The 15,204-nt window shown below is 45.0% G+C and carries 15 protein-coding genes and 1 pseudogene; 9 read left to right on the top strand and 7 right to left on the bottom strand.

From position 1 onward, the window contains the following. Positions 1–4 precede the first annotated feature (4 nt). Genes rpsD through rplQ form a run of 3 tightly spaced genes read left to right on the top strand, consistent with a single transcriptional unit; the run spans position 5 to position 2,049 of the window. On the top strand, positions 5–625 hold the full coding sequence (rpsD, locus tag FKN05_RS13130) for a 30S ribosomal protein S4 (protein ID WP_099610461.1): 621 nt from the start codon (positions 5–7) through the stop codon (positions 623–625). Between the two features lie 24 nt (positions 626–649). Then, positions 650–1,642: a DNA-directed RNA polymerase subunit alpha gene (locus tag FKN05_RS13125; protein WP_078926675.1), complete on the top strand. Its 993-nt coding sequence runs from the start codon at positions 650–652 to the stop codon at positions 1,640–1,642. Positions 1,643–1,668: 26 nt separating this feature from the next. Next, positions 1,669–2,049: a 50S ribosomal protein L17 gene (gene rplQ / locus FKN05_RS13120; RefSeq protein ID WP_005383141.1), complete on the top strand. Its 381-nt coding sequence runs from the start codon at positions 1,669–1,671 to the stop codon at positions 2,047–2,049. Positions 2,050–2,318: 269 nt separating this feature from the next. Here the strand turns inward: rplQ and FKN05_RS13115 are convergent, their stop codons facing one another. After that, the gene (locus tag FKN05_RS13115; protein ID WP_099610460.1) at positions 2,319–2,939 is read right to left on the bottom strand and encodes an FKBP-type peptidyl-prolyl cis-trans isomerase; all 621 of its coding nucleotides are present in this window, start codon (positions 2,937–2,939) and stop codon (positions 2,319–2,321) included. A gap of 230 nt (positions 2,940–3,169) precedes the next feature. Between FKN05_RS13115 and FKN05_RS13110 the strand changes: the two genes are divergently transcribed. Next, entirely contained in the window at positions 3,170–3,769 is a 600-nt protein-coding gene (locus tag FKN05_RS13110; protein WP_170887736.1) for a LysM-like peptidoglycan-binding domain-containing protein, read from the top strand. Here the strand turns inward: FKN05_RS13110 and FKN05_RS13105 are convergent. Both FKN05_RS13105 and FKN05_RS13100 read right to left on the bottom strand, forming a co-directional pair. Continuing rightward, positions 3,715–4,620 (bottom strand): DMT family transporter, encoded by a 906-nt coding sequence (locus tag FKN05_RS13105; RefSeq protein WP_170887735.1) that lies wholly within the window; start codon positions 4,618–4,620, stop codon positions 3,715–3,717. The two genes, FKN05_RS13110 and FKN05_RS13105, sit on opposite strands and share 55 nt — an antisense overlap. Continuing rightward, positions 4,617–5,069: a GNAT family N-acetyltransferase gene (locus FKN05_RS13100; RefSeq protein WP_099610457.1), complete on the bottom strand. Its 453-nt coding sequence runs from the start codon at positions 5,067–5,069 to the stop codon at positions 4,617–4,619. Before FKN05_RS13100 ends, FKN05_RS13105 begins: the two co-directional genes overlap by 4 nt. Positions 5,070–5,235: 166 nt before the next feature. Between FKN05_RS13100 and dbpA the strand changes: the two genes are divergently transcribed. Further along, positions 5,236–6,618 (top strand): ATP-dependent RNA helicase DbpA, encoded by a 1,383-nt coding sequence (gene dbpA, locus FKN05_RS13095; protein ID WP_170887734.1) that lies wholly within the window; start codon positions 5,236–5,238, stop codon positions 6,616–6,618. 2 nt (positions 6,619–6,620) lie between these two features. On the opposite strand, the gene FKN05_RS13090 is transcribed toward dbpA, so the two are convergent. Beyond that, complete coding sequence (locus tag FKN05_RS13090) at positions 6,621–7,190, bottom strand: Crp/Fnr family transcriptional regulator (RefSeq protein ID WP_170887733.1); 570 nt, start codon at positions 7,188–7,190, stop codon at positions 6,621–6,623. Positions 7,191–7,308: 118 nt separating this feature from the next. Then, positions 7,309–9,270 (bottom strand): 2',3'-cyclic-nucleotide 2'-phosphodiesterase, encoded by a 1,962-nt coding sequence (gene cpdB / locus FKN05_RS13085; protein ID WP_099610455.1) that lies wholly within the window; start codon positions 9,268–9,270, stop codon positions 7,309–7,311. Between the two features lie 360 nt (positions 9,271–9,630). Here cpdB and cobA point away from each other — a divergent pair. From cobA to cysC, 4 genes and pseudogenes are all read left to right on the top strand, one after another. Then, positions 9,631–10,428 (top strand): annotated as a pseudogene (cobA, locus tag FKN05_RS13080) (uroporphyrinogen-III C-methyltransferase); the annotation flags it as partial. Between the two features lie 14 nt (positions 10,429–10,442). Beyond that, the gene (cysD, locus tag FKN05_RS13075) at positions 10,443–11,411 is read left to right on the top strand and encodes a sulfate adenylyltransferase subunit CysD (protein ID WP_170887779.1); all 969 of its coding nucleotides are present in this window, start codon (positions 10,443–10,445) and stop codon (positions 11,409–11,411) included. A 32-nt stretch (positions 11,412–11,443) separates the two neighbouring features. Then, positions 11,444–12,877: a sulfate adenylyltransferase subunit CysN gene (gene cysN / locus FKN05_RS13070; protein WP_099610453.1), complete on the top strand. Its 1,434-nt coding sequence runs from the start codon at positions 11,444–11,446 to the stop codon at positions 12,875–12,877. Continuing rightward, positions 12,874–13,485, top strand: coding sequence for an adenylyl-sulfate kinase (cysC, locus tag FKN05_RS13065; protein ID WP_099610452.1), 612 nt, complete (start codon positions 12,874–12,876; stop codon positions 13,483–13,485). Before cysN ends, cysC begins: the two co-directional genes overlap by 4 nt. Positions 13,486–13,532: 47 nt before the next feature. Here the strand turns inward: cysC and FKN05_RS13060 are convergent, their stop codons facing one another. Together FKN05_RS13060 and FKN05_RS13055 are read right to left on the bottom strand one after the other, a co-directional pair. Further along, positions 13,533–14,429 (bottom strand): TIGR03899 family protein, encoded by an 897-nt coding sequence (locus tag FKN05_RS13060; RefSeq protein WP_099610451.1) that lies wholly within the window; start codon positions 14,427–14,429, stop codon positions 13,533–13,535. A 297-nt stretch (positions 14,430–14,726) separates the two neighbouring features. After that, the gene (locus tag FKN05_RS13055; RefSeq protein WP_237665822.1) at positions 14,727–15,188 is read right to left on the bottom strand and encodes a DUF3299 domain-containing protein; all 462 of its coding nucleotides are present in this window, start codon (positions 15,186–15,188) and stop codon (positions 14,727–14,729) included. Between the last annotated feature and the right edge of the window lie 16 nt (positions 15,189–15,204).

The raw sequence follows: 15,204 nt of genomic DNA, 5'->3' as shown, positions 1-15,204 counted from the left end.
GATCATGGCAAGATATTTGGGTCCTAAGCTGAAGCTTAGCCGCCGCGAAGGTACTGACTTGTTCCTTAAGTCGGGCGTTCGTGCGATTGATACCAAGTGTAAAATCGATAACGCACCAGGTGTACACGGCGCTCGTCGCGGTCGTCTATCTGAGTATGGCGTTCAGCTTCGTGAGAAGCAAAAAGTTCGTCGTATCTATGGCGTTCTAGAAAAGCAATTCCGTAACTACTACAAAGAAGCTGCTCGCCTGAAAGGCAACACAGGTGAAAACCTACTTCAGCTTCTTGAAGGTCGTCTAGACAATGTCGTTTATCGTATGGGCTTCGGTGCAACTCGCGCAGAAGCACGTCAGCTAGTTAGCCACAAAGCTATCCTAGTAAACGGTAACGTTGTAAACGTACCTTCTTTCAATGTTGCGGCTAACGACGTTGTTGCAATCCGTGAGAAAGCGAAAAAGCAATCTCGCATTAAAGCAGCTCTTGAAGTTGCAGAACAACGCGAAAAACCAACTTGGATTGAAGTAGATGCAAGCCAGATGGAAGGTACATTCAAGCGTTTGCCTGAACGTTCTGATCTATCAGCTGACATCAACGAACAATTGATCGTCGAGCTTTACTCTAAGTAAGGTTTAAACTAAAGAGAGGACACAATGCAGGGTTCTGTAACAGAATTTCTTAAGCCACGTCTTGTTGATATCGAACAGATTAGCACGACACACGCAAAAGTAACTCTTGAGCCATTAGAGCGTGGTTTCGGCCATACTCTTGGTAATGCACTTCGCCGAATTCTTCTATCTTCTATGCCGGGTTGTGCCGTAACAGAGGTAGAAATTGAAGGCGTACTTCATGAGTACAGCACTAAAGAAGGCGTTCAGGAAGATATCCTAGAGATACTCCTTAACCTGAAAGGGCTGGCAGTTCGCTTAGGCGAAAATAAAGATGAAGTGTTCATTACATTAAACAAATCAGGCTCGGGCCCTGTGGTTGCAGGTGACATCACCCATGACGGTGATGTAGAGATCGTAAACCCTGAACACGTTATTTGTCACCTAACCAGTGATAACGCTGAAATCGCTATGCGTATTAAAGTTGAACGTGGTCGTGGTTATGTTCCTGCTTCTGCTCGTATTCATACCGAAGAAGATGAACGTCCTATCGGTCGTTTGCTTGTTGATGCAACATTTAGCCCGGTAGACAAAATTGCCTACTCGGTTGATGCTGCTCGTGTTGAGCAACGTACTGACTTGGACAAGCTCGTTATCGATATGGAAACGAACGGTACTCTAGAACCTGAGGAAGCTATCCGCCGAGCAGCAACGATTCTTGCTGAACAGTTGGATGCGTTTGTAGATCTTCGCGATGTACGTGTTCCTGAGGAGAAGGAAGAGAAGCCTGAATTCGATCCGATCCTACTGCGTCCTGTAGACGATCTTGAACTAACAGTTCGCTCTGCTAACTGTCTGAAAGCAGAAGCGATTCACTACATCGGTGATCTAGTACAGCGCACTGAGGTTGAGCTACTGAAAACGCCTAACCTTGGTAAGAAATCTCTTACTGAGATCAAAGACGTGCTTGCATCACGTGGCTTGTCTCTGGGCATGCGCCTAGAAAACTGGCCACCAGCGTCTATCGCTGAAGATTAATCGATATTAGTTAGAAGGATTTGGTCATGCGCCATCGTAAGAGTGGTCGTCAACTCAACCGCAACAGCAGTCATCGCAAAGCGATGTTCAGCAACATGGCTAGCTCTTTAGTACGTCATGAAGTTATCAAGACTACTTTGCCAAAAGCGAAAGAGCTGCGTCGCGTCGTTGAGCCTTTGATTACATTAGCTAAGACTGACAGTGTTGCTAACCGTCGTCTAGCATTTGCACGTACTCGTGATAACGAAGTTGTTGCAAAATTATTTAACGAACTTGGTCCACGTTTTGCTGCTCGTCAGGGTGGTTACACGCGTATCCTAAAAGCTGGCTTCCGTGCTGGTGATAAAGCTCCAATGGCTTACATTGAGCTTGTTGATCGCCCAGCTGCTGAAGAAGCTGCTGAGTAATCAGTTCGCGAATAAAAAGCCGAGCATTACGCTCGGCTTTTTTATTGATATTTGCTAGCCGTATATTATGAAACTTTAATATCTGGCTTTGCGATCACGTCGTAATATGTTTTAGTCCTTTTTCTTTCACTATTTTTTCTTGATTACGCCTTGATCTGTCTAATATGACTTGGTGGTGTTTAAATCGAGAGGAAGCGATATTTTCTCAATTGCATAAAAAAGCGGCGCTTATTAGCACCGCTGACATTAGAATAATGAATTGCTTTTGATTACAGAATATCTAGTAACTCAACTTCAAATACTAGAGCAGCAAAAGGTGGAATTGCTGCACCAGCACCACGCTCGCCATAAGCAAGGTCGTGCGGAACATATAATTTCCATTTTGAGCCGACAGGCATCAGTTGCAGTGCTTCAACCCAGCCTTTAATCACGCCTGTTACTGGGAATTCGGCAGGTTGGCCACGAGTAACTGAACTATCGAATACCGTACCATCAGTCAGTTCACCATGGTAGTGTACGCGAACGGATTTATCAGCACTTGGTATTTCGCCTGTCCCTACATTGATGATTTCATATTGTAGGCCAGATTCTAAGACAGTCACTTCTGGACGTAGCGCATTATCTTTTAAAAAACTATCCCCTTCTGCAGCGGCAATTTTGGCCGCTTCTTGGCGCGCTTCTTCCGCACGCATGTGAATAGTTTGTAGAGCTTGGTTAATTTCATCCACTTCAATTGCAGGCATTTCACCGACTAAAGCGGTAGCAATCCCCGCAGCGATCGCGTCTACATTTAAACCTTCTAAGCCGCTTCCTGCTAGTTGCTGGCCCATTTGTAGACCAATGCCGTAGCTGGCTTTTTGCTCTACTGTTTCAAATTTTACGTCAGACATAAGTGTCACTCTTTGTCACAAAAAGAAAGCCGACAGAATACCAGTTTCAGCGTTTGGATGAAATGCTTGCCAGGAAAACAGATTAGAAAGGTGTTAAGGTGTGACTCAACGCAGGATCTAAGACGAAAAACTTCAAGATTGTGTCAACCTTTGGTAGAAGCAAGGTCATACTCTATACTCTTGGCTCGTGAGTTTTTATACTGTACCAAGCATTTGAGGGACGGATAGAAATGAATCGTCGACATAAGAAGAAAAAGCAAACGGATTACTTTGCATTGATGGTACGTCACTGGTCATCCATTAAGTTGAAAAGTAAATTTCAGCGTTTCGCCGCGCATAAAAATGTTAATCGCTCGCGAGCTTTGTGGCTGCGGCTGCCTATTTATCACCAAAGGGCGTTAATGGTGCTCATTCCTTTGGTGGTCATTTTACTGGTTGCACCATGGCCATCAAAAGAATCCCCTGCTCAAAACGAACAGCCTAAATCGACTCATCACCGGGTACCTGTCGCAGTGAATACTCAAGGGTTAAGTGAGCAGAATAAACCGCTCTCTGTACCAACCGCTGAAAAAGTTTGGCATGAGTATATTGTTCAGCGGGGGGATACATTATCACAAGTTTTTCGTAGCAATGATTTACCGCTGTCAGATCTCAATGCATTAGTCAAGATTGAAGGCAGTGATAAGCCTCTTAGTCAGATTCAACAAGGCCAATTAATCCGTTTTAAACTTGCCAGTGATGGCCAACTCGATATTCTGCAAGTGGAAAAAAACAATCAGTCGGTTATGTTTTTCCGTTTGTCCGATGGTGATTTCGGGCGCAGTAAATAGTTTCTTGCTATGTTTGCTCGTTGCAATACTCGGACCGGTAAGAGTGGCAGTATAATCAGTGTGATGCCTAGCCAGGTGAGAGTATCAGGCATCTCGTTGAACCACCAAGTCCCCATTAATGCCACGAAGATTAGCCCAGAATACTCTGCTAGTGCGATCTGGCTTGCTGGTGCGCGCTGGTAGGCGGCGACGGCTAATCCATTGTACGTCAATATCAGCAATGCGCTGCTTATCACCCAACCCAATTGTATCTGATCGATAGGTTGCCATTGCCATAACGCAAATGTACCAGAGCATGGTAACGAAAAAAGTGACGTCCACATGAGTGTCGTAATTACCGTTTGTTCGGCTGGAATTTGACGCGCTAAAATATTAAACAGTGCCAGTGTTATGGCGGTGCCGAGGGCAAACATTACTGCCCAATGGAATTGGCTAGGACGAATGACAACTAATACACCAATAAAACCTAACACCGTCATGACTACTTTTCCGAGCCCAGGTTTTTCTTTCAGGAGAATAATTGACAGCGGGAGCATCAATAGGGGCGAAGCGTAAAATACGGCGTTGGCCGTTGCCAGTGGCAAATAGGTAACTGCCATCAACATGCAACCACTCCCCATTAAGACTAGATGCCCGCGTAGTGCGGTGATGCCAGGATTATGCAGCGCACGTTGTGCGCGTGGTTGTCGCCACCATAGTGGTAAAATGGCAGTAAAAGAAATGAATTGGCGTAAAAACATGTACTGAAATGGCCCGACATCACCATGAAGCATTTTAACGGAGACATCTGATAGGGATGCCGCTAGATTGCCGAGAATCAACAACCAAAGTGCTATACGATATGTATTCATTCGCTGCGTTTCATATCGATATGTAAAATGCCATCTTCGAGGTAGGGCTGTGATGTGGGTACAAATCCATATCGACAATAAAATTTCGCGAGGTATTGCTGCGCGCCGATTTCAATGGCTTGCTCTGGCCACAAGGCTTGGCATTGTTGCAGTGCTTGCGTGAGTAACAGGTGGCCAAGACCGTCACCGCGCACAGATGGATGAGTGGCTATGCGACCGATACTGACGCTCGGATAACTAATACCGGGTGGTAACAGGCGCGCACAAGCGATCAGTTGTCCGTCACGATAACCCAGTAGATGTTTGACGCCGGTAATTCTATCCTTGTTATCCAGTTCTGGATATGGACACGATTGCTCTACCACAAAAACATCAACCCGCAGTTTGAGTAGTTCATACAGTTGGTGATTATTAAGTTCTGCAAAAGAAAGCCATTGCCAAGTGACCATAGATTACTCCTTGAGATGATTTGCCATGCACTTTAGCAGGGCACTTGAGCATCATCATTAACAAAGGTTAAGTTTTGCTAGAAAATTAAATCAATATTCACTGGTGCTGACGATTAAAATAATGATAATAGTTGCTCGCTTTTTCGTCTGACCTAAGGATACTCCTTTGAATCCATCATCTTTTGCTGTTTTGCATTTAAAGCCAGAACTGCTTTCTAACCTCGATACGATGGGGTTTACTCATATGACGCCTATTCAGGCTCAATCATTGCCAGCCATTCTCAACGGTCAAGATGTGATCGGTCAGGGGAAAACGGGTTCAGGAAAAACCGCTGCGTTTGGTCTGGGGGTGTTGCAGAATCTAAACGTTAAGCGCTTTCGGGTGCAAGCATTGGTACTGTGCCCAACCCGAGAATTGGCCGATCAAGTCGCGAGTGATATTCGCACTCTTGGACGCTCAATCCATAATATCAAAGTGTTAACACTATGTGGCGGTATGCCGATGGGCCCACAAATTGGTTCACTAGAGCATGGTGCGCATATTTTGGTCGGAACGCCGGGACGAATTTTGGATCACTTGAGCAAAGATCGTATCGATCTCAGTGAGCTCAATACCTTGGTGTTGGATGAAGCGGATCGCATGTTAGAAATGGGTTTTCAAGAAGCGCTGGAGGCGATTATTGCTGCCGCGCCAGCCGAGCGTCAAACCTTGCTGTTTAGTGCAACTTACCCCGCCAGTATTGAGCAGATTGCGCAAAGCGTGACTCGCAATGCGCTGATGATTAAAGTTGAGGCGACCCACGATACCTCAAGCATTCGTCAATACTTCTACAAAGTCGAAGGCAGTGCTGCGCGTGATCAGGCTCTGGAAACGTTGCTCTTACACCATCAACCGACTTCTTCGGTGGTGTTTTGTAATACCAAACGTGAAGTACAAAATGTTGCCGATGCCTTGCATCAAAGTGGCTTTAGTGTGATTGAACTGCATGGTGATATGGAGCAGCGTGAGCGCGACCAAGCCTTAGTGCAGTTTGCTAATAAGAGCATCTCAATTCTGGTGGCGACCGATGTCGCGGCACGTGGTTTGGATGTCGATAACCTTGATGCTGTGTTTAACTATGATCTGTCTCGCGATCCTGAAGTACATGTACACCGCATTGGCCGTACTGGTCGAGCGGGAAGTAAAGGCTTAGCGTTTAGCTTCTTTAGTGACAACGAGAGCTACCGTGTGGCGCAAATTGATGAGTACATGGACATCGCGATTGAACCTTCAACCTTGCCGCAATCTGCTGCAGGCGCACGTCCTTACGCGGCGAATATGGTCACCATTCAAATTGACGGTGGTAAGAAAGACAAGGTGCGTCCCGGTGATATTCTTGGCGCGCTGACCGGTGATGGCGAACTGACCGCGGAGCATATCGGCAAGATTAACCTGTTCCCGATGCGCGCTTATGTAGCCGTGCACAAGAAAATCGCCACCAAAGCACTGAATAAGATCGTCAACGGTAAGATGAAGGGACGCCAGTTCCGCGCTCGCTTACTCAAATAATCTCATGCATCCTGTCTTAGCCGAGCTTTGATGCGGCTGAGGCTAATTGGCGTGATCCCCAAATACGCGGCGATGTGATGATCGCAAAGCCGCGCCATCAAATCTGGAAACTGAGCGCACATCACTTGGTAACGCTGTTCTGGGCGATAGAGCAGCATAAAGCGCTCTTTTTGCTCCTTGTGCAACAATTGCGTCTCAAGTAAACGTTGATAGAGCGGGTGACCGCTGGTGCGCCATGCACGCAATACATCAATTGGTACGCCCATCAGCTGTACAGGTGATAAGCTTTCCAGCATAAAGGGCGAGGCTTGCTCACGCAGCAAGCTTTCAAAACCAATCGCCCAGTCTTGCTCCCAATAGAACTCTTTACTGAAACTTTTGCCCTCTTCGGTGAGATAGCAAGCGTGGCACAGCCCTGCGAGCACCCAATAGGCAAAGAGAGTGGTTTCACCTTGTGCGACTAACACATGTCGTGTTGGCAGCTCAAGTGGCTGAGCGACATTTTGTAATTGCGTGCATTCGGCATCGGAAAAACCATGCTGTTTTAGATAAGCGTGAAACTGTGCTTGCATAAAAGCCTCATAGAAAAGTAGACAGCCACTCTAGGTGGCTGTCTACTTTACGTGATAACCCAAGTGACTTGAAGCCGCAGTAGAGTTGGTTACCGCTTCAATATTGGGTTATCGGTGCCTATTTTTGTAAGTCGATGCGATAAACAGCAAATCCGATGTCATCGGTATTGAGATAGGTCATCGGATACTGACCATATTTTTTAATAAATTGGGTGGCTTTATCGCTTGGTGAGGTTTCAAAGCGAATATCCAGCTTGGTTTTGCTGCTGATCGGAGCAAATGACCAATTGTTATCAGCACTTGGGCGAACTTTGCCCTGTTCTTGGCTGACTTTTTGAATATAGCTGGCGACGATCGTTCTATTTTCATCGGGAGAATCAAAAGCAATGTGCTCGCTACCCGTTCCGGCAAATTTATTGCTGTACGCTCGGTAATTATTCGTTGCGACTAAAAATATTTGTTGTGGATTTATTGGCTGTCCTTGGTAAGTCAGGTCAATAATTCGCTCGGCATCGGGATTGATGATTTTACAATCACCGTCATATTTTGCTGGCTGAGTGACATCAATATGGTAATTCACCCCTTCCATGACATCGAAATTATAGGTACGAAAGCCACTCCAGTTAATCAGCGATTGAGGTGCGGTATCATTGATATCAATTTGATTAAATTGTCCGGCGCTACATTCCAACCACTCTTTAACCTCTGCTCCAGTCATCTTTAACGCGGCTAATGTATTGGGATACAGATAGAGGTCTGCTGCGTTGCGAAATGTTAATTGACCCGCTTCGACTTCAGTAAAACCCTGGGGATCATCTTTACGACCACCAACTTTAAAGGGGGCTGCTGCCGAAAGAACGGGTAAACCATCTAAAGTTGGATCGCCTTGAATAAAGCGTTCCACATAATCTTTTTGTGCAAAATTTACGATTTGTACGGTCGGATCATCTTGCACAAGCGCTAAAAAACTGTACATCACATCATCAGTTTGGCCGATTGGTTGGTTGACAAACTGACGCGTTGCTTGATGATCGGTTGCCAGTGCTTTCACAATTCCTGCATCGGCTTTAGCGAGAGATGTCTTGCTCTGTTTATCAAAAATGGGGCGAGCTTGCGAGTGGCTTTGGATGACTTGCCATTTTCCTTGTGTATTGTCTAATGTGAGATCGATAACTCCCACATGACTTCCCCATCGTCCAGGCATGACCGCAGCGACACCGTTGATTGTCCCTTGTTCAATATCGGCTCCGGGTAATTGAGCAAAGTCTTTGCTTGGAAAAACGGCATGTGAATGGCCAAATGTAATGGCATCAATATCTTCTATTTGCGTGAGATAGTAGACTGAATTTTCAGCACCAACTTGATAAGGATCAGCGGAAACCCCAGAGTGAGGGATGGCGATAATGACATCGGCACCTTCTTGTTTCATTTGTGGTATTAACTGTTGCGCGGTTTGTTTGATATCTTTAGTGAACACCTTGCCTTGTAAATTTTTTTTATCCCATATCATGATTTGAGGCGGGACAAAACCAATGTATCCGACCTTAATCGTATGTCGTTTGCCATCATTATCTGTAACCGTATGATTTTTGATGAGATAAGGCGTGAAATAGTGTTTACCGGTTGCTTGATCAAACACGTTAGCATTTACATAAGGAAATTGTGCCCCCTCAATGGCTCGGCGGAGAAACGTTAAACCATAATTAAATTCATGGTTACCAATATTGCCCACATCATAGCCCAATTGGTTCATGGCTTTGTACGCTGGATGAATTTCGCCAGAGCTAATACCTTTGGCAGCCATGTAGTCCCCCATTGGACTACCTTGGATTAAATCCCCATTATCGACCAACACCGCATTATTCACTTCAGCTCGCGCTTGTTTGACTAAGCTGGCTGCCCGAGCCAACCCCAGTTGCTGAGATGGTTTGTCTTTGTAGTAATCATAATCCATTAAATTAGTATGAATATCGGTTGTTTCTATGATTCTCAATTGAATGGTATCGGCTATCGCTGAGCTTGCCAGACACAATAGCCCACCGAAGAGAGCGATTGAGAGTGGCTTGAGTGCTGAATTCATGATGAGGTTCCTATCTATTTGAAGGGAGTGAAGATGTCTCTCGACAAAGGTAACAAATAGTAATGCAACAAGAAGCTTAACGCATCACAAAGTGTGATTTATTACCGCTTAAGTGTTAGGAAGGGATTTGCTGGCAGATCATCAAAGTGAGCGACGGTTTTGCTTGTTAGTCTTTTTCTTATCATATTTTAGTATAAAAAATGAAATTTTAGAATTTCAGGTAATAAATAGAACGGCTCATAATGCAGTGCATCGGTTGAGTTATGGATAACAAGTATGGCGGGTTCAAAGCGTGTTAACACAAGGGGCAACTCCCCAACCCCATTAGTAGCATTAGAAGGACGGGCATCGGTTCATCCTTTTACTCGTCTTTCGCGTAGTCAATTACAAAGCGGAGAAGTCGCATTAGTTGGGGCCGGACCTGGTGACCCTGAATTATTAACGGTCAAAGCCTTAAATTACCTCCAGCAAGCGGATGTCATTCTTTATGACTGTTTGGTTTCCGATGAAATTATGAGCTTAATTCCTGCTGAAGCGATATTGGTTTGTGTTGGTAAGCGTGCTGGTCATCACAGTGTGCCACAAGAAAAAACCAATCAGCTATTGGTCGATTTTGCTCGGTCAGGTTATCGAGTTGTCCGTATCAAAGGGGGGGACCCTTTTATTTTCGGACGAGGAGGCGAAGAGCTAGAAGTTTTGGTTGAGGCCGGGATCCGCTTTCAGGTTATTCCTGGGATTACTGCGGCAGCAGGCGCAACGGCTTATGCGGGGATTCCATTGACTCACCGAGACTACGCGCAATCAGCAGTATTTATTACCGGTCATCTTAAAAATGACGCCGTGGATGATATGGACTGGTCAACCTTAGCGCGCAGCCAACAAACGTTGGTCATTTATATGGGATTGATGAAGTCGAGTATCGTGACTCAGCAGTTAATTGAACATGGTCGCAGTGCTAATACACCGATTGCGATTATCGAACGTGGTACACAGGCAGCACAAAAAGTGTTTCGCGGTGCACTGAGTGATTTACCGCAACTCGCGACACAAGCTCAGTCACCGTCGCTGATCGTGATTGGTGAAGTGGTGGCTTTGGCCGACAAATTAGCTTGGTTTGGTCGAGAGACTTGCTCATCAATGCAATACCAGTACGCGTAATTTTATTCTTTAAATTGAAAAGCCCAAGTGATGGGGCTTTCCGGCCATTAGGTAGCGAAAAGGAAGCACGGACAATGGATCAACCCCGCTTAACTCATCTACAACAGCTTGAAGCTGAAAGTATTCATATCATTCGTGAAGTGGCTGCGGAATTTGCCAATCCTGTGATGATGTATTCGATTGGTAAAGACTCTTCGGTCATGCTTCATTTGGCGCGTAAAGCATTTTATCCGGGAAAGATTCCATTCCCATTGTTACACGTTGATACCAATTGGAAATTCCGCGATATGATCGCGTTTCGTGATGCGATGGCAAAGAAATACGGTTTTGAGCTCTTGGTGCACAAAAATCCACAAGGAATGGCAATGGGGATCAATCCGTTTGATCACGGTTCAGCCAAACATACTGATGTTATGAAAACCCAAGGATTGAAGCAGGCTCTGGATCAGTATGGTTTTGATGCGGCTTTTGGTGGTGCGCGCCGTGATGAAGAAAAATCGCGTGCTAAAGAGCGCGTCTACTCTTTTCGAGATAAGCACCACACTTGGGATCCAAAAACTCAGCGACCTGAATTATGGAAAACTTACAATGGTCAAATCAATAAAGGCGAAAGTATTCGTGTTTTTCCACTATCCAATTGGACTGAACTCGATATTTGGCAATACATCTATCTAGAAGGGATCGACATTGTACCATTGTACTTGGCAGATATTCGTCCGGTGGTTGAGCGAGAGGGGATGTTGATTATGGTCGATGATGACCGAATGAAGCTGCAACCGAATGAAAAGGTTGAGTATAAGAGTGTACGATTTCGTACGCTTGGCTGTTACCCACTCACCGGTGCGATTGAATCGAACGCCAACACGTTGCCAGAAATTATCGAAGAGATGCTAGTGGCGACATCGAGTGAGCGCCAAGGCCGAGCAATCGACCATGATCAGTCTGGATCGATGGAATTGAAAAAACGTCAAGGTTACTTTTAGGGTCAATAGATCCTTTGATCTAAGGAAAGAAAATGAATAGTGCAGTTCACGCTCAACTTGCAGAGCTCGGTATTGAAGGGTACCTCAATCAGCACCAACACAAATCGCTACTTCGCTTCCTCACTTGTGGCTCAGTGGATGACGGAAAAAGTACGTTAATTGGTCGCCTGCTTCACGACTCAAAACAGATTTATGAAGATCAACTTGCGGCGGTGCATTGCGACAGTCAACGTGTTGGGACGACGGGCGAGCGACCAGACCTAGCGCTGCTGGTCGATGGTTTGCAGGCCGAGCGCGAGCAGGGGATTACCATTGATGTGGCGTATCGTTACTTTTCAACCCAGAAGCGCAAGTTCATTATCGCCGATACTCCGGGGCATGAGCAGTACACGCGTAACATGGCGACGGGGGCATCAACCTGTGATCTGGCGGTGATTCTGATTGATGCGCGTAAAGGTGTTTTAGATCAAACGCGTCGACATTCGTTCATCTCTAATTTATTGGGATTGAAGCACTTTGTGGTTGCGGTCAATAAAATGGATTTGGTCGATTACTCCCAAGCGCGTTTTGAAGAGATTCGAGCTGAATACTTTGAGTTTTCCAAGCACCTGCAAGGTGATGTCACTATTCAAATCATTCCACTTTCGGCGCTTGAAGGTGATAATGTGGTGGATAAAAGTGTCTACATGGACTGGTATCAAGGCCCATCTTTGCTAGAACTACTTGAACGCGTTGATATTAAACAGGAAAAAGGCAACGGTGAATTTCGTTTTCCTGTGCAGTATGTTAATCGACCTAATCTTGATTTTCGTGGCTTTGCTGGCACCATTGCCTCTGGTTCGTTGAAAGTGGGCGATACGATCAAAGTATTACCTTCAGGTAATACGTCAACGGTGACTCGTATCGTGACGTTTGATGGTGATTTATCAGAAGCGAGTGCCGGTCAGGCTGTGACTCTGACCTTGGCCGATGAAATTGATATTAGCCGTGGTGATCTATTGGTATTAGCCGATGCCTCTTTACAGAGTACGCAGCACTTATTGGCTGATGTTGTCTGGATGACAGAGCAACCGTTACAAGTTGGATATGAATACGATATTAAAATCGCCGGCAAGAAAACGGTTGGGCGGGTGGAATCGATTCGTTATCAATATGATATTAATCAGCTCTCGACCTTTGCTAGTGAAGCATTGTCACTGAATGGTATTGGTCGATGTGAGTGGACATTTCATCAGTCAATCGCGTTGGATCACTACTTAGATTGTGCCGATACTGGTGGCTTTATTATTATTGATCGCTTAACCAATGTCACGGTTGGAGCTGGATTGGTTCGTGAGTCGTTAACTAGCATATTACCAGAACGCCATTCTATTTCAGCGTTTGAGTTAGAACTCAATACGCTGATTTGTAAACATTTCCCACATTGGAACGCTCGTGATCTTTCAATGTTGAAGGAGCGTTTATGAGTCAAATAAAGGACAATATTGTTTGGCATCATCACGAGGTTGATAAAATATACCGGGCAGAGCTTAAAAATCAACGTCCTGCGGTATTGTGGTTTACTGGGCTGTCTGGTGCAGGAAAATCAACCATTGCTGGGGCTTTAGAAAACCGGCTTGCACAATTAGGCTACCACACCTATTTATTGGATGGCGATAATGTGCGTCATGGTTTGTGTGGCGATTTAGGCTTTTCTGTACAAGATAGGAGAGAGAATATTCGCCGAATTGGTGAGTTAGCCAAACTCATGGCGGATGCGGGATTAATTGTATTGACCGCATTTATTTCACCTTATCGAGAAGAGCGGCAGTTAGTGCGAGCGCTATTACCAGAAGGAGAATTTTTTGAAGTGTATGTTAATACTCAATTAGCGGTCTGTGAACAACGAGATCCTAAAGGATTATATAAAAAGGCTCGTGCGGGTCAAATAACTCACTTCACTGGTATTGATGCAGTTTATGAAGCCCCTTTGGCAGCCGAACTCGATTTACCGGCAGGAGAAGCAGGCGTTGAGACCTTAGTAGAAACCTGTTTAGACTATTTGCATCAACGTGGTGTCATTCATCTGAACTAAGCCTTGATCGCCCAACAATAGCAACCGACTGTTACGGCTTGTGATGGTTAGACTGTATGATGGATGGTATTGGCGCTATCGCTGTGGACAACAAATTTCTGACCAAGTAGAGCAATCAGTTGATCGTAATAGCTCATGTTGGGTTTATTACCAAGCAGTCGACACAATTCATTGCCTGTTGGAGTGAAACGATAATACAGTAAATGGACGCCTTTCGAAGTGGCATTAAGCGTCAAGTGCTTATTTTGATAATTGAAGCTAAGCGGTGGGTCGAGCTCAATTTCTCCGGACTCTAGTTCCGTGGCGTGCAATAAGCCGAGTTCAATTAACACCAGTAAGCTGGAATAAGGCAATTGGTGGCTACCAATATTTAGTGTAATGGTCGAGTTGCGCTTTCCTAAACTAAAAAGACCATTATTTATTTTTAATCCAAACAGTACCTTCAAGCTGGTATCACTACCAAAGCTACATGCTAATGTGGCTGCGCGTTGTAAAATTTGCGCTTCTTTTGGTGTCATACTCTGCAGTACCGTTAATGCTTTCATGGAGGTAAAGCCTGGATTTGTGACTTCTCGCTTGAGTACTTGAGCCCAAAGACGCTGCATGGAGGAGTTATGAATGTCCTGAGCCATATCGAAGAAGCGATATAACCAATCTTGATCCGGATCACCGGCCGTTTCGTTGTGACATGCCACATGTGCCAGTTGAATAATGTGCTCTAAATTTTTTTGGCGCTGCTCTTTACGATCTCGCTCACGTTTTAGTGCCCGATCTAAGGCGGTTTTTTGTGGTTTTTCTGAGAGCAATAGCGCATCAAGTCCATGTTGCTTAGCAATGGTAGAAATGCGGCTCGCGCTATCTTTGAGATAGCTGGATTTTTTTTCTTTATGAGATTCGGTCGTGGTTGGGTGTTCAATCACGACAGAGGATTTTAGCTCGGCCATGTGGTACCAAATTTCATCATCGAAACAATAGAATAAAATGTACCTTGGATTGAGCTAGGGGACTAGTGAAACTCTTGGTGATAGCGCACAAATTTGCCCTATCAAATATGATAATAATTTGTTAAAATTGTTATCATATTTGTGGGGTGATGATGAAGTGCAATAAAGGAAGTCGCTGGTTTAAATACCTATCGGCCACATTACTATTCATGGTTTACTTGGGCTTACTTAGTTATCTGGCCAAGTATCTTGTGTAAATAAGATGGCTCGATAGGTGATCATTTTTATAACTAATAGTTACATATCATCATAATCGGCCAGTGCCTCGCCTTCGATAAGGTAGCCCGTTTCTGCGATATCAACGCTGACGATCTGTGTTTTTAGCGTGCCTATAACGTAAACCACATCCCATAATTGTTGTACTGGAGCGCCTTGCGGGAATTTCACATAAACAATTTGATTCGGGGGAGGTGGCGGGACATGAATACAGGCACCAAAGTAAGGGACAAGTAAAAATTCAGTGACAGTATTTTCATCACCTTCTAAAGGGATCACAAACCCTGGTATTTTTACTTTGCTGCCATTAAGTTCAGAGCGAACACTGCCGATCTGATTCTGCTGGGCGGGTAATTCACGGTTATGATCCACCATGGGCATGCCTATTTTATCCACTAGGTGGCGTTCATGTTCTGGAATAAGATCAATCCAATCGAGTTTGAGAACCTCACCATGGCTATAAGCGCGAGGTACAAACAGCATCAGTATCGTTAAAGTT

It is taken from the genome of Vibrio sp. 1-1(7) (assembly GCF_013048485.1).
GTDB classification, from domain to species: Bacteria; Pseudomonadota; Gammaproteobacteria; order Enterobacterales; family Vibrionaceae; genus Vibrio; species Vibrio fujianensis.
Note: the sequence above shows the minus strand (reverse complement) of the source record. Positions and strands in the feature narration are given on the sequence as shown.

Excerpts from the sequence above, each read along its gene's own strand:
- FKN05_RS13115 (WP_099610460.1), bottom strand. The coding sequence starts at position 2,939 with ATGTCTGACGTAAAATTTGAAACAGTAGAGCAAAAAGCCAGCTACGGC.
- rpsD (WP_099610461.1), top strand. The coding sequence starts at position 5 with ATGGCAAGATATTTGGGTCCTAAGCTGAAGCTTAGCCGCCGCGAAGGT.
- FKN05_RS13100 (WP_099610457.1), bottom strand. The coding sequence starts at position 5,069 with ATGGTCACTTGGCAATGGCTTTCTTTTGCAGAACTTAATAATCACCAA.
- FKN05_RS13110 (WP_170887736.1), top strand. The coding sequence starts at position 3,170 with ATGAATCGTCGACATAAGAAGAAAAAGCAAACGGATTACTTTGCATTG.
- cysC (WP_099610452.1), top strand. The coding sequence starts at position 12,874 with ATGAGTCAAATAAAGGACAATATTGTTTGGCATCATCACGAGGTTGAT.
- FKN05_RS13125 (WP_078926675.1), top strand. The coding sequence starts at position 650 with ATGCAGGGTTCTGTAACAGAATTTCTTAAGCCACGTCTTGTTGATATC.
- FKN05_RS13090 (WP_170887733.1), bottom strand. The coding sequence starts at position 7,190 with ATGCAAGCACAGTTTCACGCTTATCTAAAACAGCATGGTTTTTCCGAT.
- cysN (WP_099610453.1), top strand. The coding sequence starts at position 11,444 with ATGAATAGTGCAGTTCACGCTCAACTTGCAGAGCTCGGTATTGAAGGG.
- FKN05_RS13060 (WP_099610451.1), bottom strand. The coding sequence starts at position 14,429 with ATGGCCGAGCTAAAATCCTCTGTCGTGATTGAACACCCAACCACGACC.
- FKN05_RS13105 (WP_170887735.1), bottom strand. The coding sequence starts at position 4,620 with ATGAATACATATCGTATAGCACTTTGGTTGTTGATTCTCGGCAATCTA.
- FKN05_RS13055 (WP_237665822.1), bottom strand. The coding sequence starts at position 15,188 with ATGCTGTTTGTACCTCGCGCTTATAGCCATGGTGAGGTTCTCAAACTC.
- cpdB (WP_099610455.1), bottom strand. The coding sequence starts at position 9,270 with ATGAATTCAGCACTCAAGCCACTCTCAATCGCTCTCTTCGGTGGGCTA.
- rplQ (WP_005383141.1), top strand. The coding sequence starts at position 1,669 with ATGCGCCATCGTAAGAGTGGTCGTCAACTCAACCGCAACAGCAGTCAT.